Below are 16,292 nucleotides of genomic sequence, written 5' to 3'. Positions count from 1 at the left end.
ACCGGCCCCGAGTCGTGCCGCGGGTGGGCGTTCAGCCGAGCGTCGCCAGCTCGTTGATCAGCACGTTCGACATGACCTGGCCGTCGCGCTGCACCTCCCGCAGGTACCACTTCTGCTGGGGGGTTCGCGGCTGGTTGAACTGCCAGATGCCGCGCGGGCTGTCGATCTGGCCGATCCGGCCGAGCGCCAGGTTGACCTGCTGCGGGTTGGGTGAGCCGCCGGTCAACTGGATCGCCTGGTCGAGCACCTGCGCCGCGTCGTACGACGCCATCGCGTACGTGGTGGGGGTGACCTGGTACTTCTTGCGGTACGCCGAGGCGAAGACCCGGTTCGACGTGTTGTTCAGGTCGGCCGAGTAGTTCAGCGCGGTCTGGATGCCCAGCGCGTTGTCCTTGAGGCTTTCCAGCACGTTGCCCTCGGTGAGGAAGCCGGGCGCGTAGACCGGCCCGCGGAACTTCTCCCGCAACTGCTTGATGAACTCCACCGCGGCCGCGCCGGCGAAGTTGCAGAAGACCGCCGAGGGCTCCTTGGTCAGCGCCCTGGTGATGTCGGCGGTGTAGGTGGTCTTGCCGGGGTTGGGGTTGGCGCTGGTGTAGGTGACCGGGTCGCTGATGCGCGGGTCGGTGAGGCCGAACTCCTGCCGGAAGCCACGCACCACGTCCGGGCTGCCGACGTTCTCCGGCATGATGATCGCGACGCGGCCGTTGGTCGGCAGTTGGTCACGCAGGTAGCGGCCCAGCGCCTTGCCGGCCTCGTCCAGCACGTACGACGTCCGCCAGATGTAGAAGACGCTCTGCAGGCTGCTCGGCGAGGCGTTGGAGCCGATCAGCGGGACCTTGGCCTGCTCGACGGTGTCGCGGATGCCGACCATCACCGCCGAGTTGACCACGCCGGTGAGCGCCAGCACGCCCTGCTTGAGCAGCCCGTCGACGGCGGCCTTGCCGGTCTTCGCGGTGTCGCCCTCGTCGGCGGTCAGCAGCTCCACCGGGTGGCCGCCCAGCCGCTTGTCGTGCAGGTCGAGGAAGAGCTGGAAGCCGTTGGTGATGTCATCGCCGATGCTCTTGAGGCCGCCGGCCTGGGGCGTGATCAGCCCGATCTTGATCGGGCCGCGGTTCACGGTCGGCTGGGCGTCTGTGTCGGAGCCACACCCCGCGACGAACCCGGTGGTACCGAGCGCGGCCAACAGTTGGAGCGCGCGCCTGCGATTCATCTGTGACACCGAGTTCCTTCCAAGGAGCGTTGCAGGGCTGAACTCCGCCCTCCGGCGTTCTACCTGGTCCGCGACGCTGCGTCAATGGCTAGTGATCAACGTGCAGGGACCGCAACGAATCAAGGACCTGAGGCCACGCGGCGGACTCCGGGTCGATCAGCCCGAAATGCTCGCATCCGAGCAGTTCCAGAAGGGAGATATCGGATCCTGCGGTGGTTGCTGCCGCCACAAATCCCCGGCTCATCTCCACCGGGACCTGCTGATCCTCGGAGCCGTGCAGAACTACCGTGCGTGTTCGGGTGGGTACCAACAATCGTGGATCCGTCACCGCGTACCGGTCCGGAACCTCGGCCGGGCCGCCGCCGAGCAACGCGGCCACCGCGCCCGCGTCCAGGTCCCGCCGGTACGCCTCGACCAGGTCGGCCACCGGCGCCAGGGCGAGCACCCCACCCACCGTCGCCGGGGCGGTGGCCGCCACGTACAGCGCCAGGTGGCCGCCGGCGGAGTGCCCGACCAGAATCGGCGCGTCCCCGCTGACCCGGCCGGGCAACGCCTCGGCGGCCAGTACGGGCAGCTCGGCCACCCCGGTCAGCACGTCGGTGAACGTGCCCGGCCAACCACCTCCCGGCTGCCCCGTCCGCCGGTACTCCAGCTGTGCCACCGGGAAGCCAGCCGCGGCGAGTGCGGCAGCCAGCGGGTCGGTGTGCCGCCGGTCGTACTCGTCCCGCCAGAAACCGCCGTGCAGGACGACGACAAGCGGCCCCGCCGGGACAGCTCGCGCCGGGAACCGCAGGTCGGCCACCTGGTCCGGGTGGTCGCCGTACGCCACCGTCCGGTCGGGCTCCGGTGCGGGCCGGGTCAACACGGCGCGCGGGTCGGCAGGCATGGCGCGACGGTAGCGCGCTCGCGCGGGTGGTTCGGGCCCGGTAGTCGGTCCCGGATGCCATGGGTCCCGTCCGCTGGGTAAAGATGGACCCCATGACCGAAGCGCGCTCAGCGGGACACGACGACGAGCCGGGCACCGACGACTCCGGCCACTCCGGCACTGTTGTGGTGGTCGGTCCGGACGGCCGGCCGATCGGGACGATGCAGACCGACGAGGGCCCGGGTGAGGACCCGACCCGCCTGGTCGAACAGCCGGCCAAGGTGATGCGGATCGGCAGCATGATCAAGCAGTTGCTGGAGGAGGTGAAAGCCGCACCTCTCGACGACGCGAGCCGCAACCGGATGCGGGAGATCCACGAGCGGTCGATCGTCGAGCTCAAGGAGGGCCTCGCCCCCGAGCTGCGCGACGAGTTGGAGCGCATCTCGCTGCCCTTCACCGAGGACAAGGCCCCCAGCGAGGGCGAGTTGCGGATCGCGCACGCCCAGCTCGTCGGTTGGCTGGAGGGCTTGTTCCACGGCATCCAGGCGGCCCTGGTGGCCCAGCAGATGGCCGCCCGGGTGCAACTGGAGCAGATGCGCGGCGGCCGGCAGGCGCTGCCCAGTGGTCCCGGCGGAATCGTCCCCGGGATGTCGGGCATCGGCCAACCGGGCGGCGGCGAGGGCCACAACACCGGCCAGTACCTCTGACCGGCTCAGTCCACCCCGAAGATCTTCTCCAGGTACGCCGCCACGCCGTCCTCGGTGTTCGCCGTCGTCACGTCGTCGGCGACCGCCAGGACGGCGCGGTGCGCGTTGGCCACCGCCACACCACGCCCGGCCCAGGTCAGCATCGGCACGTCGTTGGGCATGTCGCCGAAGGCCAGCACGTCCGCAGCGGCCACCCCGAGCTGGTCGCAGTACCAGGCCAGCCCTGCCGCCTTGGTCACCCCGGCCGCCGAGATCTCCACCAGCCCGGAGGACGACGAGTGGGTGGCCTCGGCCAACCCCGCCACCGCCGTGGCGATCAGCTCGGCGAAGGCATCCGGGTCCTGCTCGCCGGCTCGGGCGAGGAGCTTCACCGCTGGGACCGAGAGCAACTCCTCCGGCGTCTCGATCGGCCGGATGCCGTTGGCGTCGGCGTCCCAGCGCAGCGGGTAGTGCGCCTCGTGTCGCATCTCCCGGCTGTCCAGGATCTCCACGGCGAAGCTGATCCCGGGCACCTCGGCCCGTAGCCTGCGGGCCACCTCCGCCAGGTGGTGCGGGGCGAGCGGGTCAGCCCGCACCACCTCGTCCTCGAACGGGTCGTAGACGACCGCGCCGTTGGCGCAGACCGCCGGCAGCGGTCGGGCGAGCTGGTCGTACACCATCTTGAGCCAGCGGACCGGACGGCCGGTGACCAGGACGACAGGCGTGCCTCGCGCGGAGATCCGCGCGAGCAGGTCGGCGGTGCGTGGGCTGACGGTGTGGTCGTCGCGGATCAGCGTGCCGTCGATGTCGGTGGCGATGAGGCGGGGTGTGTCTCCCATTACCGGGACAGTAGCCGGTCCAGATACACCGCCACCCCGTCGTCGTCATTGCGCAGGGTCACCTCGTCGGCGGCGGCGCGCAGGGCGGGGTGCGCGTTGGCCACCGCCACCCGGGACCAACCGGCCCACTCGAACATCGGCAGGTCGTTGGGCATGTCGCCGAAGACCAGGACGTCGGCCGGGTCCACCCCGAGGCTCTGTGCCACCACCGTCAGCCCGGTCGCCTTGTCCACGCCCGGCGGGCAGATCTCGATGAAGCCGAGCCCGGCCTGGGTGAGCGTGGCCACCTGCGGCGGGATGATCCGCCGGGCCACCGCCAGCAGTTCGTCCACGTGGTGGTCGGCGGTGCGGGCGAACGCCTTGATCACGTCGCAGGCGAGGCACTCGTCGCGAGTGCGGGCCTCGAACCGGTCCTGGTAGGGCCAGCTCTCGTGATAGTCGCCCCACAGCGGGGCGTCGTGCTCGTCGGACGCCTCGACCATCACCGTCAGCGGGCCGACCTCGGCCTCCAGGTCGGCGAGCAGCCGGGCCAGCACCTCGGCGGGCAGCCGCTCGTCGCGGAGCACCACGGGGCCGGCCGGGTCGCTCTGGTCGACCACCCGGCCGCCGCCGGCCATCACCAGGAAGTCGGCGGCCCGGATGTCGTTGCGGGTCAGCTCGGTCAGCCGAGGGCCGCGGCCGGTCGCGCCGACCACCGGAATTCCGGCGGCCCGCACCCGGTCGAGCACCCCATGGGTGTACGCGGAGACGGTGTCATCGCTGCGGACCAGTGTCCCGTCGAGGTCGGTCGCGATCAGCTTGGGCAGTCCCGGGCGGGTCATCGTTCCTCCTTCGCCCACCGCCGTCGCGCCTGCCGTCCCCTTCTGGTGAGGAGACCCTGGCGTCGTGGCGGGCAGCAACCGTACCTCGCGGAACGGGCCGCATCTCTGGCTTCCAGGCGAATCGAACGCGAACAACCGTCCCCCGCCCCCCGCTGAGGGCTGGGGTCAGGGCTGGGCGTCGGGATGGGCGAAGGGGGCGGCGGGGGTGACGGTCAGGTCGGCTGGGGCGGGTGGGCCGTACTCGACCGGGTCGGGGTTGCGGCGGCGGCGCCAGGGTCGCGATGCTGGCGCGTCGGCGGGCCGGTCCTCGTCCGGTGGCCCGGCGAACGCGCCAGGGGATGCGGCGGGCGACAGCCGCAGGGCAACCGCGAACAGCACGCACGCGGCGATCGCCATCACCACACCGCGGCCGTACTCGGCTCGGAATCCATCCTGCGGCGAGTAGAAGAAACTGCGCTGAGCGGGGTTGTCGAGGGTGGTCGCGGCGGCGACCAGCAGCGCCAGCAGGGCACCGGCGAGGGTGAGGCCGGCGAGCCGGGCGTTCGGCCGCACGGCCGCCGTGCCCCGCAGGGCCAGCGCCACGGTGCAGAGGAGACCGAGGAGCCCGACCAGGTAGCCGACGCCGAAGCCGCCGACCTCGGAAACGCCGACCGGCACCTCGATCGTGCTCTCACCGTCCGGTCCGCTGTTCGGCAGGCTCATCACCAGCCATTCGCCCACAAGCGAGGCGACCCCGGCCACCGCGCCCAGACCGGCGAGCAGCAGAGGCAGGCGAGGGTCCTGCGCGAGGCCGCCCAGGGACAGGCCGAAGCGGCGTCGTGGAGCCGGGTCGACGGCACCCCACTCGATCACGGCCGGCCCGTCGGACCGGTCGCCCTGCCGCGGGATCGGAAGCTCGTCGGGCATCGGCCATCCTTCCGCCGGTCACGGACCTGGTCGCATCATGACACAGCCAGCCCGTGGTGACCGGGATCGCACGGTAGGCGTCCGTGCCGGTCGGTCGCTCGGCGGTCACCTTTCCGCTAGCGTTCTCCTCATGCCTATCCGTACCGCTTCAGCACAATGGCAGGGCAATCTCACCGAGGGTGCCGGCACCGTCCGCACCGGTAAGGGCGGCCTGTCCGGCAACTACTCCTTCAAGTCGCGCTTCGAGGAGGGCGAGGGCACCAACCCCGAGGAGCTGATCGCCGCCGCGCACGCCGGCTGCTTCTCGATGGCGTTCTCGAAGGCGCTCGCCGACGCCGGCTCGACGGCCACGTCGGTCGAGACCACCGCCAAGGTCCACCTGGACAAGACCGACGCCGGCATGACCGTTACCCGGATCGACCTGGAGACCGTCGGCCAGGTCCCGGGCATCGACGACGCGGAGTTCCAGAAGCTCGCCGAGGCCGCCAAGGCCAACTGCCCGATCTCCCGCCTGCTCTCGCCGGGTGCCGAGATCACCCTCAGCGCGCGCCTGGCCTCCTGAGCGGTCGACCCACAAACAGCCCGGTCGACCCACGACCGCTCGTTCACGGACAGAGCATCCGCCCACCCCCTGGGCGGTCTGCTCTCTCCGTGAGCCTGCGGAGCCGGCCAACGGCACGTCACGAGGGACCCGCCGGGTCCGGCATCGGGCAGAATGGGTGGCGTGCCGGTGGAGATGACCCGTGAGCGCTTCGAGGAGCTGGTTGGCGACGCCCTCGACGAGGTGCCCGAGGAACTGCTCGGCCTGATGAGCAACGTGGTCATCCTCGTCGAGGATGACCCGCCGCAGGGCGAGGCGGACCTGCTCGGCCTCTACGAGGGCCACGCCCTCACCAGCCGCGGCTGGGACTACTCGGGGGTGTTGCCGGACCGGATCTTCATCTACCGGCGCCCGATCCTGCGGATCTGCGACAACGACGACGACGTCGTCGACGAGGTCGCGGTGACCGTCGTGCACGAGATCGCCCACCACTTCGGCATCGATGACGAACGGCTGCACGCGCTCGGCTGGGGCTGAGCCCACCGGCGGCGGCGCGGTCGCCGCTTGGCCGATGGCCCGTGGTTGCCCTGGTCGCCTACCTTCGGTGCAGCGAACGCAACCCTGTCAGGAGGCACCCTTTCATGCGCAGTGAGCTGTTCTCCGCCGAGAACCTGGAGAAGGAGTCCGCGCAGCCCGGCATGCGGCTGCAGAACTCCAAGATGTTGAAGATCGAACTCAACGGCGAGGCGATGGCCCGGGTCGGGTCGATGGTCGCCTACCAGGGCAATGTGCAGTTCCAGGCGCTGGGCTCGGGCGGGCTCGGCAAGTTCCTCAAGCAGAAGCTCACCGGCGAGGGCGTCCCTCTGATGAAGGTCTCCGGCCACGGTGACGTCTTCCTCGCCGAACTCGCCAAGGACGTGCACATCATCGACCTGGAGCCGGGCGACGCCCTCTCCATCAACGGCTCCAGCGTGCTCGCCTTCGACTCGACCCTCCAGTACGACATCAGGATGGTCGGCGGCGCCGGGATGGCCTCGTCGTCCGGGCTGTTCAACTGTGTGTTCAGCGGCCACGGACGGATCGCCATCACCACCAAGGGCACCCCGGTCGTGCTCAACGTGGACGCCCCCACGTACGTCGACCCGCAGGCAGCGGTCTGCTGGTCGGCAAGCCTCCAGACCGGCTACCACCGTGCCGAGCAGTTGGGCCTCGGCACGCTGCTGGGCCGACGCACCGGCGAGTCGTTCACGATGAGCTTCGCCGGCCAGGGCTTCGTGGTGGTGCAGCCGTCCGAGGAGCCGCCGATCATGGGCAGCGGCCAGCAGCAGCAGGAGGGCGGCCTGCTCGGTGGTCTGCTGAGCTGACCACCTGCTGAGCTGACCACTTCGGTGCGGGCGGCCCCCCAGGTGGAGGACGCCCGCACCGGTCAGGTCAGCTCGCCCGTGCGCAGTCGGGCCAGCCAGGCCGCCGCGTCGACGTAGTCGAAGTCGGTGAGGCCCGCCGGCGCGGGCACCGGCCGATCGCCCGCTGCCTCGGCCCACCGGTGCCGGGGGTACGAGCCCAGGAAGCGCACGTCCGCGCAGACCCGGCGCAGCCCCTGCAACGCCTCGCCCAGTCGTACGTCGGCCACGTGCCCGGTGCAGTCCAGGAAGAAGACGTACCGGCCCAGCGCCTCCCCGGTGGGGCGGGACTCGATCCGGGTCAGGTTGATGCCCCGGACGGCCAACTCCATCAGCACGGACAGCAGCGCGCCGACCCGGTCGTGGGCGATGTAGACCGCGAGCGAGGTGAGGTCGTCGCCGGTCGACGGCGGGGGTGGCCCGGGACGGGACACCAGCGCGAACCGGGTCACCGCGTCCGGGTGATCGGCGATCTTGTCGGCGAGTGTCGCGAGCCGGTGCCGGGCCGCCCCGATCGGCGCGCAGATGGCCGCGTCGTACTCGCCGGCACCGGCGCCCGCCGCGGCGGCACCGTTGGAGAGCACGTCGACCACCACGGCGTCCGGCAGATGATCGCGCAGCCAGCCCCGGCACTGGGTGGAGGCCTGCGGATGGGCCGCCACGGTGCGGATCGAGGTCAGCGGAGTGTCGGGCCGCGCACCGAGCACGAACTCCACCGGCAGGATCACCTCTCGGGTGATCACCAACGGCTCGCCCTCGGCCATCTCGTCCAGGGTGACGCCCACCGCGCCGCCGATCGAGTTTTCCAGCGGCACCAGCGCCGCGTCGGCGTCGCCGGTCCGGACGCTGTCCAGCGCCTCTCCGACGCTGCGGGCAGGAGTACGGGTGCCGCGCTCGGCGGCGGGAAGTGTGCGCAGGGCCTGCTCGGCGAAGGTGCCCTCCGGCCCGAGGTAGACGAAGCGTGTCGGCGGTGTTCCCGGCATGTCGGTCAGCCTACGCACTCGGCCGCACGGCTGGACCGGCGTCGCAGGCGAGCGCTCGGATTCCGGCCGGGCCGGTGGCGCGTACCTCGATGGTGCAGACGTCGGTGCCGGCGGTGACGAGGGTCGGCGCGGTGGCCTGGCCGCGGGTGACCACCTGGAGTTCCTCGTGCCCGGTCACCTCCAGGACGGTGTACTGCCACTCGCCGGCGCAGAGCGGCCCGGTACGGACCTGGACCCGGACGTTGGCCGGGAGCACTCCGGCCCGGCCCCGCAGCAGTTGCACCACCCGCTGACCGGTCGGGCCGTTCCGGCAGGCCGTCGCGACCAGACCGGCGTCCGGGGTGGGCGTGGCCACGCCGGGTGGCGGCGCGCTGGCCGGCGGGGTGGTGGGTGGGGTGCTCGGGCCGGATGCCGTCGGGGCTGCGGTGCGGGTGGGCGCGGCCGTCGGTTCGGACAACTCGGGTGGGGCGCCACAGCCGGCGAGCACCGCGACGGCGAGCACCGCGAGCGCGACCGGTCGGACCTGGACCGTGGGCCGCGCGGGGGCGTGAACGGACGCCCGGTCGCGAGGCGCCGGTGGGAGGTGGGGCGTCGCCCGTGGTGGGGGGGACGAGGGGCGGGGCGGGGCGAACGGCACGGGCCGATCCTCGGGACATCGGAGAATTCGTCGCGGCCGGGGTGGCCGAGCCTCATCGTAGGGTCAGCGACTGATCGGGTGAAGGTCAGCCGGTGACGCGGTGCCCGGCGCGCTGGAGGGCGGCCGTGCCCTCGGTCAGCCGGACGGTCGGCACCAGCAGATAGTCGGTGTCGAAGGTGGAGAAGGTGAGCACGCTGACCCGTGCCTCGGCGAGCGGGTCGACGAGCGCGGCCAGGCTGCCGGTGCTTGCCAACTGCACCGGGGCGGTGACCCGTAGGCAGCGCCAGACGGTTTCCACCACGGCTTGCGCCGGCACCCGATCTGCTGGGCAGATCACCGAGATCCCGTCGGAGGTCCAGCTCACCGTCACCACGTCGGTGCCGCTCAGCCCGCTCGACAACGCGTACGGCAGGGCGGTGCCGGCGGTCAGCCGGCACACAGCGTATTCCCCTGGCAGCACGGCGATATCGAGCATGAGGGCACCTTACGGCCTCCTCGCGCACGGCTGAGCCAGCAACGCCGTGTGCGGCTTTGTCGCTGGTCAGACCTCGGAGAAGAAGGTGAGCGAGCCGGCCACGGCACCGTCGGTGAGCACCGGGGTGGAGATCGCGTCGACTGTCGCGTCGGAGCTGTTCGCCGAGGCGGCCTGCACCCGGAGCAATCCGCGGGCGAGTCGACCGGAGGAGAGCGCCAGCAGGGGCGGGATCTTGTCGATCTCGGCCTCGGTCAGCTCGCCCCGGTTGGCGGTGAAGTCGAGAAGGCGTAGCCCGCCGTCGAGCAGCGGTCGCCCGATCAGGCCCCCCGGCTCGCCCAGGCAGAGCAGCTCGCAGCCGGCGGTGGAGATCGCCACCACCAGGGTGTTGGCGTCGATCAGCAGGCACGGCTCGTCGGCCCGGGAGACCGTCGAGGACCACTGGCCGACGTTGCCGGACTCCGGCTCTGTCAAGGCCCGCGCCGCCGGCACGAACGCTTCTGAGAGCGAAAGTTCGACGTGGGCCACCGCGCCTCCTATGTGCACCGATCGACTGTCCACGCTAGCGGGTCGCCGACGGAATCACCGAGCGCACCGGGTCACCGAGCCGCGCAGCGTGAACCGGGGCGGTCGGTGACGGCGCGGAAACCGGTGAGGTCGAAGGGGGGCCGGAGCCGCGTGGCGTCGTCGGTGACGTTACCGGCGGCGGGCCGGCTTGTCAGCGGCCGTTCGGCCCTCGTCGTACCACCGGTAGTCGGCTGGTGGACGGTACGTGCCGTTCAGCCAGGTGCCGGGGTGCTGTGCGACCCGGGAAAGCTTTTCGGCGGTGGCCGGGCTGATCCGGCTGCCACCGGCCACGAGGAGCCGGTCCAGCTCTCGGTGGGTGGCCATCAGACAGTCCTTCGGAAGGCCGTAGACACTGATCACGCCGGAGCCGACGAAGGTCAGCACCGGCGTGACCGGGACGGGTAGCCCCACCGCGTCGGAGAGGGCCTTACTGGCCCGCTTGGCGTCCCGCCGGGACTCCGCCACGTACGGCGGACGCTTGCCGTTGATCTGCACGACGTCCCCGGCGACGAGCACCCTGGCCCGGCCGTGGTCGGCGATGGTCACGGCGAACAGGCCGCTCGGCCCGATGGCGAGGAACCCGGCGCGCTCGTCCTGACCGCGGTCGAGGACGTCGGTGACGTCGGTGCGCGGCCACTCGATGACGTGCCAGGCCGGCCCGAGGTGGTCGAGTTGACCCAGTGCCCGCGCTCCGGCCGCCTCCAGGCGGCGCGCACCCCGCTCGGCACGACGGCGGCGCGCCCATTCGAGCGGTGTCGGACGGACCGGTTCGAGAACCCCGGGCGACTCGACGCGGGGGTGTGGCACCGCGACGGGCGGCAGTGCCCGAGCGGACGGTACGGCTCGTCGTGCGGGAAAGACAGTCATCGCGACCTCCGGCAAAAGGTCCCTCGAAGTTATGTCCTCACTACCCTACGTTGCCACTACCGGTGTTCGGCAAGCCGGAGCGCCGGAGTGACTACGGATGAATGCCATATTCATCCACAGTTCTTTTCTCGGATGCCGCCAAACCCTGCCCTACGCTGCGGGAGTGACCCACTACGTCGACAGTGAAGTCGGCCGGCTCGGCACCGTACTGCTGCACCGGCCCGGCCCCGAACTGGCCCGGCTCACCCCACGCAACAACGACTCGCTCCTGTTCGACGCGATCCCCTGGGTCGGACGAGCCCAGGAGGAGCACGACGCGTTCGCCGCCGCCCTGCGCGACCGTGGAGTCGAGGTGCTCTACCTGGCCACCCTGCTGACCGAGACGCTTGCCGTCGCGGACGCCCGGGCCGAGCTCACCGAACAGGTGCTGCGCTCCCGGCGGCTCGGCGACACCCTGCGGGCCCGCGTCGCCGACCACCTCGCCTACCTCGACCCGGCCGCCCTGGCCGACGTGCTGACCGCCGGGCTGGCCCACGAGGAGCTGCGGATCAGCTCGGAGCGGCCGGGCGGGCTGGTCTACACACTGATGGACCGGCACGACTTCGTCATCGACCCGTTGCCCAACCTGTTGTTCACCCGCGACTCGTCGCTGTGGATCGGCGACCGGGTCGGTGTCACCAGCCTGGCCATGCCGGCCCGCAGCCGCGAGACCACCCTGACCGACGCCATCTACCGTCACCACCCACGTTTCGCCGGCACCGAGTTCGTCTACCGCCCGAACCTGGAGCACCTGGAGGGCGGGGACGTGCTGCTGCTCGCGCCCGGAGTGCTGGCGGTCGGGGTGGGTGAGCGGACCACACCGGCCGGTGCCGAACGACTCGGCCGGCAGGTCTTCGCCGCCGGCCTGGCGCACACCATGCTGGTGGTGCCGATCGCCCAGAAGCGCGCCACCATGCACCTCGACACGGTCTGCACGATGGTCGACGTGGACGCCGTACTGATGTATCCCAACATCGCGAGCACGCTGTCCGCGTACACGGTGATCGCCGGCGCGGACGGCGAGGACCCGCGGGTGGACGGTCCCGCGCCGTTCCTGCGGGCGGCCGCCGACGCGATGGACCTCGACCTGCTGCGGGTCATCGACACCGGGCTGGACCCGGTGACCGCGGAACGCGAACAGTGGGACGACGGCAACAACACCCTCGCGTTGGCGCCCCGGCTCTGCGTCGGTTACGAGCGCAACACCGAGACCAACGCCCAGTTGGAGCGCGCCGGCATCGAGGTGATCCCGATCGCCGGCTCCGAGTTGGGCTCCGGCCGGGGCGGGCCGCGCTGCATGTCCTGCCCGATCACCCGCGACCCGTTGTGAGTTCGGGCGCCGTCTCCGGGAGAAGGCGCCCCAACGCGGCTCAGCGCAGGGTGAGCTGCCGGCCGAGCAGACCCTGGCGGGAGCGCCGGCCGGCGGCGTCGAGCGGGTCGGTGGCGGTCAGCGCCTCGGCGTACCGCTTGGCGAACTGCGCCACCGGCTCCTCCCAGTCGGCCGCCGGAGTGGCCTCCGGCAGGTCCCAGACCGGCACCAGCCGACCGTGCGCGCGGAACATGCCGGCGAACTTGGTCTGCTCGCCGAGCGTCAACGAGCCGGCCGCACCGAGGCGGGCCAGAGCGTCCAGGGCGGCATCCTCGTCGTCCGGCAGCACCCAACGCACGTGTGCCTTCTCCGGGACCTGACACCAGTACGCGGCCTTCGCCGCGGTCAGCCGCACCGTCGGGTAGATGGCCGCGTTCGCCCGTTCCAGTGACGCCTGGACGGTCGGGTCGTCGGCGGCGCCGGGGTCGAGCCAGAACTCGAAGCCCTCGTGCATGGTGATGTCCAGTGGCCCGTCCACGAGGATGTCCTGCAGACGGGGTCCGGGGCCGGGCAGCGGCGGCACGGCCACCTGGCCGCCCGGTTCGGTCCGCAGCGCGCAGAGCAGTGCCTCGGCCAGGTCCCGGGAGACGTCACCGGACTGCTGGTGGCGTTGGAGGCCGATGAGCACCCGACCGTCCGGCTTGGTGATCGCCGGAGCGGCCATCGGCAGCACCGTGGCGAGCGTCGCCGACCGGTCGCCGAACTCCTCGACCAGGGCGGGTGCCAGCCGCAGCGGCGCGGAGGCGGCGGGCACCAACTCGCGCAGCGCGATCCATTCGGCCTCGTCGACCAGACCGTCGAACGGACGCGGCACGAAGACGTCGCGTACCTTGTCGCGGCGGGGGGCGGTGTCGGTGGTGGTGCGCTGGCTCTTTCGACGCTTGCTCACGGCGTCACAGCCTAGAGCCCCGGCCGGCCCACCGTGGGCCGGACCCGCCCGAGCCCGGCTCAGCCCGCCGGCACCAGGTCGGATCGGGGTGCCGGCGCCGGCGCGAACTCCGCCCAGACGCGCTGGCCCATGCCGTCCTGCTCGACACCCCAGCGGGTGGCCAGACCGGCCACGATGTGCAGCCCCCGGCCGTCCGCCGCGTCCGCGCTGGCCGTCCGGATCCGTGGCGCGGTGCTCGCGCCGCCGTCGGTGACTCCGAGCTGGATCAGTGGACCCTGGGTCGAGGGCCGCATCCGCCAGGCCACGCGGACCACTCCGCCGGGCAGTGGCCTGGCGTGCCGCACCGCGTTGCCCACCAGTTCCGCGAGCACCGCGATCAGGTCCGCGAGGAGCATCGGGGGTACGACGCCCGCCAGCTCACCGGCCAGCCGGTGCCGGGCCAGCCGTGCCCCGGCCGGGTGGTGGGGAACCACCACGCACCACGCCTGATCCCTCGCCGCTGCCGCTGCCGCTGCCACCGTCGCCTCCACGTCGCGCCACCTGGGTCAACCGCGCGGTAGCCGCACCTCTGCGACCGTACCGCCGTCGGTCCTCGGACGTAGGGATACCCATCCATTCTGTTGTTCAACGATCCGGCGGACGAGATAGAGGCCGAGCCCGGCCCCCGGGTAGCCGCGCCGGTCGCCGGACTCGCCCTGCCAGAACCTGTCGAACGCCCGTTCCACATGCTCCGGTCGGATGCCGATGCCCCGGTCACTGACCCGGAACGCCACCAGTTGACCGTCCACCGCGGCGGCGATCTCGATCGGCGACTCCGGTGGGGAGTACTTGCCGGCGTTGGTCGTCAGCTCGGTCAGCACGGTGGCCAGGCTGGGTCGGTGGCCGAGCGCCTTGGGCAGGTCGGCCGGGAGGCGGAGCACCAACCGGCGACGCAGGTCCGTCGGCAGGTCGAGGACGGCGGAGCGCAGTGCTTCGCCGAGGTCGAACGGGGTGGGCGGATCGTCACCCGGCCCGGCCTCGGCCGCCGAGCTGAGGAGACGGTCGACCAACCGGGCCAGCTCGTTGGCGCGTTGCCCGATCACCCGGGCCGCCTGCCGCCGGTCGACCTCGGTCAGCGAGTCCCAGTGGTCGGTGAGGGTGTCCGCGTACCCCTTGATCACGGTGACCGGCGTACGGAGTTCGTGGCTGGTCACCGCGACGAACAGCTCCCGGTCATGGTCGCGGCGCTGCTGGTCGGTGATGTCGCGGAAGGTGACCACCCGCAGCGCGCCGGGACCGGGCAACTCGCCGGAGGTGATCCGCAGCCAGCGGCCGTCCGGCATCCGGTGGTCCCGGACCTGACCGGAGGGCGGCAGCGGAAACGGCAGTGGACGGCTCAGCGCCTGCTCGACCGGACGCCCGGTGACCTGGGCGGCGGCCGGGTTCCAGAGTCGGACGTGCCCGTCTCGGTCGACCACGGCCAGCCCGTCGGCGAGGGCCGCCACCACCGGCCCGTCACCGTGCACCGGCAGGCCGCTCTGGTCGCCGTACATGTGGGCGACGCAGGACGCGAGGTAGGCGACCACCCCCTGCCGCTCGGCGTCCGGCTCGTCGTCGCCGAGGTAGAGCGCGTGCAGGCTGCCGACGGTGTGGCCGCCGATCTCGGCCCGCGAGACCACCATCCAGCGCAGGTCACTGCCGGCCAGTTCCCCGGCCAACTTGCCGTTGAGGTGGTCCACCAGCACGTTGCGTATCCGTGGCCCGTTGAGCAGGCAGACCGTGTCCGGGTCGTCGACCGCCAGCGGACGGCCGAGCGCCCAGGCCGCCGCGCCGGTCGCGGCGATCACCCGCCCACCTGTCGGACCGAACTCGACGAAGGCCATCCCGGTCGCACCGAGGGCCGGCTGGGCCACCCGGAGCAGTTGGGTGAGGACCGGAAGGCCCGCCTCCCCGGAGTTGATCATCTCGATGATGACTGTGTGACCGGTGAGGAGAGCGGGGAAATCGATACGCTCCGGCATGTGCCGAGTCTGCCCCGCCGACCGGGATTTGGCACCTCTGCCAGGTCAGCGGTTCAGCCGGGCGAGGGCGTACCCCGGCCGGTCGGTGATGATCCCGTCCGCGCCGGCCGCCAGCACCAACTCGAGGTCGGTCGGCTCGTTGACCGTCCAGACGTACACCTGGTTGCCGGCCGTGCGCAGTGCCGGCAGCAGCTGCGGGCGGGCCCGGACCAGGCCGATGCCCGGCCCCGCGATCCGGGTGCCGAACGGCAGCCGACCCAACCGCGGCCAGCGGGGCAACACCTCGAGCAGCAGCACGGTGGGCAGCTTCGGAGCGAGTTCGTGCACCCGGCGGACCGCCAGCGGGGAGAACGACATGACGGTGACCTGCACCGGGTCGTCCGGTGCCGGGTCGGCCAGTCCGTACCGGCGCAGCAGGGTGATCAGTCGCCGTTCCACGTTCGAGCCGTAGCGGGACGGGTGCTTCGTCTCCACCAGCAACCGGACCGGCCGCCCGGCGGCGAGCACCGCGTCCAGCAGCCGGGTCAGGGTCAGCAGCCGGGTGTGCGAGTCGTCCGACGGTACGTCCCCGTCCGGCGCGCTGCCCGGATGCCACGAGCCGAAGTCCAGCGCCTCCAGTTCGGCGAGGGTACGCGCGCTGACCAGACCGCGACCGTTGCTGGTGCGGTCGAGCCGTCGGTCGTGCACGCAGACCAGGTGCCCGTCCCGGGTCAGCCGGACGTCGCACTCCAGGCCGTCGGCACCCTCGTCGAGAGCCCGCAGGTACGCGGCGAGGGTGTGCTCGGGCAGGTCGTACGAGGCGCCGCGGTGCGCGAAGACAAGTGGACCACCCATCGCGGCCGCCTCAGATGACCTGGCCGGGCTGCCCGTTCGCGTCGACCACCGGGCGGCCGACGGCAGCCCACTGGCGCATTCCGCCGTCGGCGTTGCGCACCTGCTCCCAGCCGTTGTTGGCCAGGTAGGCGACGACCTGGGCGGAACGCCCCCCGGAGCGGCAGATGACCGCCACCTCCCGGTCGGTGGGCACCTCGGCCAGTCGGGCCGGCAGCTCCATCATCGGCAGGTGGTGGGCGGTGGGCGCATGGCCGGCCGCCCATTCGTCGGCCTCCCGCACGTCCAGCAGGTAGGTGTCGTCGGCGATCTCGGTCACGGGCACGGTGGGAACCTGGGGTCCGAACACAGGAAGCAACACTAGATCCTC

The 16,292-nt window shown here is 71.9% G+C and carries 20 protein-coding genes; 5 read left to right on the top strand and 15 right to left on the bottom strand.

What is annotated here, in order from left to right:
* Positions 1–31: 31 nt before the first annotated feature.
* Positions 32–1,219 (bottom strand): ABC transporter substrate-binding protein, encoded by a 1,188-nt coding sequence (locus tag AB0C01_RS17130; RefSeq protein WP_357242823.1) that lies wholly within the window; start codon positions 1,217–1,219, stop codon positions 32–34.
* A 79-nt stretch (positions 1,220–1,298) separates the two neighbouring features.
* A complete protein-coding gene (locus AB0C01_RS17125; protein WP_357571570.1) occupies positions 1,299–2,096 on the bottom strand; it encodes an alpha/beta hydrolase in 798 nt (265 codons plus the stop codon).
* Between the two features lie 83 nt (positions 2,097–2,179).
* Here AB0C01_RS17125 and AB0C01_RS17120 point away from each other — a divergent pair, with 83 nt between their 5' ends.
* Complete coding sequence (locus AB0C01_RS17120) at positions 2,180–2,782, top strand: bacterial proteasome activator family protein (RefSeq protein ID WP_357242817.1); 603 nt, start codon at positions 2,180–2,182, stop codon at positions 2,780–2,782.
* A 5-nt stretch (positions 2,783–2,787) separates the two neighbouring features.
* On the opposite strand, the gene AB0C01_RS17115 is transcribed toward AB0C01_RS17120, so the two are convergent.
* The 3 genes from AB0C01_RS17115 to AB0C01_RS17105 all read right to left on the bottom strand — a co-directional run bounded on the left by AB0C01_RS17115 (position 2,788) and on the right by AB0C01_RS17105 (position 5,327).
* Complete coding sequence (locus tag AB0C01_RS17115; protein WP_210787440.1) at positions 2,788–3,600, bottom strand: HAD family hydrolase; 813 nt, start codon at positions 3,598–3,600, stop codon at positions 2,788–2,790.
* The gene (locus AB0C01_RS17110) at positions 3,600–4,421 is read right to left on the bottom strand and encodes an HAD family hydrolase (protein ID WP_357242813.1); all 822 of its coding nucleotides are present in this window, start codon (positions 4,419–4,421) and stop codon (positions 3,600–3,602) included. Before AB0C01_RS17110 ends, AB0C01_RS17115 begins: the two co-directional genes overlap by 1 nt.
* A gap of 165 nt (positions 4,422–4,586) precedes the next feature.
* Entirely contained in the window at positions 4,587–5,327 is a 741-nt protein-coding gene (locus AB0C01_RS17105; RefSeq protein ID WP_357242810.1) for a hypothetical protein, read from the bottom strand.
* A gap of 130 nt (positions 5,328–5,457) precedes the next feature.
* Here AB0C01_RS17105 and AB0C01_RS17100 point away from each other — a divergent pair, with 130 nt between their 5' ends.
* From AB0C01_RS17100 to AB0C01_RS17090, 3 genes are all read left to right on the top strand, one after another.
* A complete protein-coding gene (locus AB0C01_RS17100; RefSeq protein WP_110564777.1) occupies positions 5,458–5,889 on the top strand; it encodes an OsmC family protein in 432 nt (143 codons plus the stop codon).
* A 168-nt stretch (positions 5,890–6,057) separates the two neighbouring features.
* On the top strand, positions 6,058–6,405 hold the full coding sequence (locus AB0C01_RS17095; protein ID WP_357244045.1) for a metallopeptidase family protein: 348 nt from the start codon (positions 6,058–6,060) through the stop codon (positions 6,403–6,405).
* Positions 6,406–6,509: 104 nt separating this feature from the next.
* Positions 6,510–7,232: an AIM24 family protein gene (locus AB0C01_RS17090; RefSeq protein ID WP_357242806.1), complete on the top strand. Its 723-nt coding sequence runs from the start codon at positions 6,510–6,512 to the stop codon at positions 7,230–7,232.
* Positions 7,233–7,294: 62 nt separating this feature from the next.
* Here AB0C01_RS17090 and pheA read toward each other — a convergent pair whose 3' ends face one another.
* From pheA to AB0C01_RS17065, 5 genes are all read right to left on the bottom strand, one after another.
* Entirely contained in the window at positions 7,295–8,251 is a 957-nt protein-coding gene (gene pheA, locus AB0C01_RS17085) for a prephenate dehydratase (RefSeq protein WP_357242803.1), read from the bottom strand.
* Between the two features lie 10 nt (positions 8,252–8,261).
* Positions 8,262–8,753, bottom strand: coding sequence for a hypothetical protein (locus AB0C01_RS17080; protein WP_357571740.1), 492 nt, complete (start codon positions 8,751–8,753; stop codon positions 8,262–8,264).
* Positions 8,754–8,973: 220 nt separating this feature from the next.
* A complete protein-coding gene (locus AB0C01_RS17075; RefSeq protein WP_357242800.1) occupies positions 8,974–9,363 on the bottom strand; it encodes an ACT domain-containing protein in 390 nt (129 codons plus the stop codon).
* A 66-nt stretch (positions 9,364–9,429) separates the two neighbouring features.
* A complete protein-coding gene (locus AB0C01_RS17070) occupies positions 9,430–9,888 on the bottom strand; it encodes a hypothetical protein (RefSeq protein ID WP_357242797.1) in 459 nt (152 codons plus the stop codon).
* 168 nt (positions 9,889–10,056) lie between these two features.
* Positions 10,057–10,794: a hypothetical protein gene (locus tag AB0C01_RS17065; RefSeq protein WP_357242795.1), complete on the bottom strand. Its 738-nt coding sequence runs from the start codon at positions 10,792–10,794 to the stop codon at positions 10,057–10,059.
* Positions 10,795–10,957: 163 nt separating this feature from the next.
* On the opposite strand from AB0C01_RS17065, the gene AB0C01_RS17060 reads away from it, so the two are divergent.
* Positions 10,958–12,163 carry an arginine deiminase gene (locus tag AB0C01_RS17060; protein WP_357242792.1) on the top strand — a complete coding sequence of 402 codons (1,206 nt, stop codon included), beginning with the start codon at positions 10,958–10,960 and terminating at the stop codon, positions 12,161–12,163.
* A gap of 40 nt (positions 12,164–12,203) precedes the next feature.
* Here the strand turns inward: AB0C01_RS17060 and AB0C01_RS17055 are convergent, their stop codons facing one another.
* From AB0C01_RS17055 to AB0C01_RS17035, 5 genes are all read right to left on the bottom strand, one after another.
* On the bottom strand, positions 12,204–13,091 hold the full coding sequence (locus AB0C01_RS17055; RefSeq protein WP_357242789.1) for a DUF5926 family protein: 888 nt from the start codon (positions 13,089–13,091) through the stop codon (positions 12,204–12,206).
* 59 nt (positions 13,092–13,150) lie between these two features.
* Complete coding sequence (locus tag AB0C01_RS17050) at positions 13,151–13,567, bottom strand: ATP-binding protein (protein WP_357571739.1); 417 nt, start codon at positions 13,565–13,567, stop codon at positions 13,151–13,153.
* 69 nt (positions 13,568–13,636) lie between these two features.
* Positions 13,637–15,091, bottom strand: coding sequence for a PAS domain-containing sensor histidine kinase (locus AB0C01_RS17045; RefSeq protein WP_357571569.1), 1,455 nt, complete (start codon positions 15,089–15,091; stop codon positions 13,637–13,639).
* A 45-nt stretch (positions 15,092–15,136) separates the two neighbouring features.
* Positions 15,137–15,925: a glycerophosphodiester phosphodiesterase family protein gene (locus AB0C01_RS17040; protein ID WP_357242783.1), complete on the bottom strand. Its 789-nt coding sequence runs from the start codon at positions 15,923–15,925 to the stop codon at positions 15,137–15,139.
* Positions 15,926–15,935: 10 nt separating this feature from the next.
* On the bottom strand, positions 15,936–16,271 hold the full coding sequence (locus AB0C01_RS17035) for a rhodanese-like domain-containing protein (RefSeq protein ID WP_357242780.1): 336 nt from the start codon (positions 16,269–16,271) through the stop codon (positions 15,936–15,938).
* Between the last annotated feature and the right edge of the window lie 21 nt (positions 16,272–16,292).

It is taken from the genome of Micromonospora sp. NPDC048905 (assembly GCF_040649655.1).
Taxonomy (GTDB): domain Bacteria; phylum Actinomycetota; class Actinomycetes; order Mycobacteriales; family Micromonosporaceae; genus Micromonospora.
Note: the sequence above shows the minus strand (reverse complement) of the source record. Positions and strands in the feature narration are given on the sequence as shown.

Bases quoted from the DNA above. Each gene is read 5' to 3' on its own strand.
- AB0C01_RS17125 (WP_357571570.1), bottom strand. From the start codon at position 2,096: ATGCCTGCCGACCCGCGCGCCGTGTTGACCCGGCCCGCACCGGAGCCC.
- AB0C01_RS17120 (WP_357242817.1), top strand. From the start codon at position 2,180: ATGGACCCCATGACCGAAGCGCGCTCAGCGGGACACGACGACGAGCCG.
- AB0C01_RS17115 (WP_210787440.1), bottom strand. From the start codon at position 3,600: ATGGGAGACACACCCCGCCTCATCGCCACCGACATCGACGGCACGCTG.
- AB0C01_RS17110 (WP_357242813.1), bottom strand. From the start codon at position 4,421: ATGACCCGCCCGGGACTGCCCAAGCTGATCGCGACCGACCTCGACGGG.
- AB0C01_RS17105 (WP_357242810.1), bottom strand. From the start codon at position 5,327: ATGCCCGACGAGCTTCCGATCCCGCGGCAGGGCGACCGGTCCGACGGG.
- AB0C01_RS17100 (WP_110564777.1), top strand. From the start codon at position 5,458: ATGCCTATCCGTACCGCTTCAGCACAATGGCAGGGCAATCTCACCGAG.
- AB0C01_RS17090 (WP_357242806.1), top strand. From the start codon at position 6,510: ATGCGCAGTGAGCTGTTCTCCGCCGAGAACCTGGAGAAGGAGTCCGCG.
- pheA (WP_357242803.1), bottom strand. From the start codon at position 8,251: ATGCCGGGAACACCGCCGACACGCTTCGTCTACCTCGGGCCGGAGGGC.
- AB0C01_RS17075 (WP_357242800.1), bottom strand. From the start codon at position 9,363: ATGCTCGATATCGCCGTGCTGCCAGGGGAATACGCTGTGTGCCGGCTG.
- AB0C01_RS17065 (WP_357242795.1), bottom strand. From the start codon at position 10,794: ATGACTGTCTTTCCCGCACGACGAGCCGTACCGTCCGCTCGGGCACTG.
- AB0C01_RS17045 (WP_357571569.1), bottom strand. From the start codon at position 15,091: ATGCCGGAGCGTATCGATTTCCCCGCTCTCCTCACCGGTCACACAGTC.
- AB0C01_RS17040 (WP_357242783.1), bottom strand. From the start codon at position 15,925: ATGGGTGGTCCACTTGTCTTCGCGCACCGCGGCGCCTCGTACGACCTG.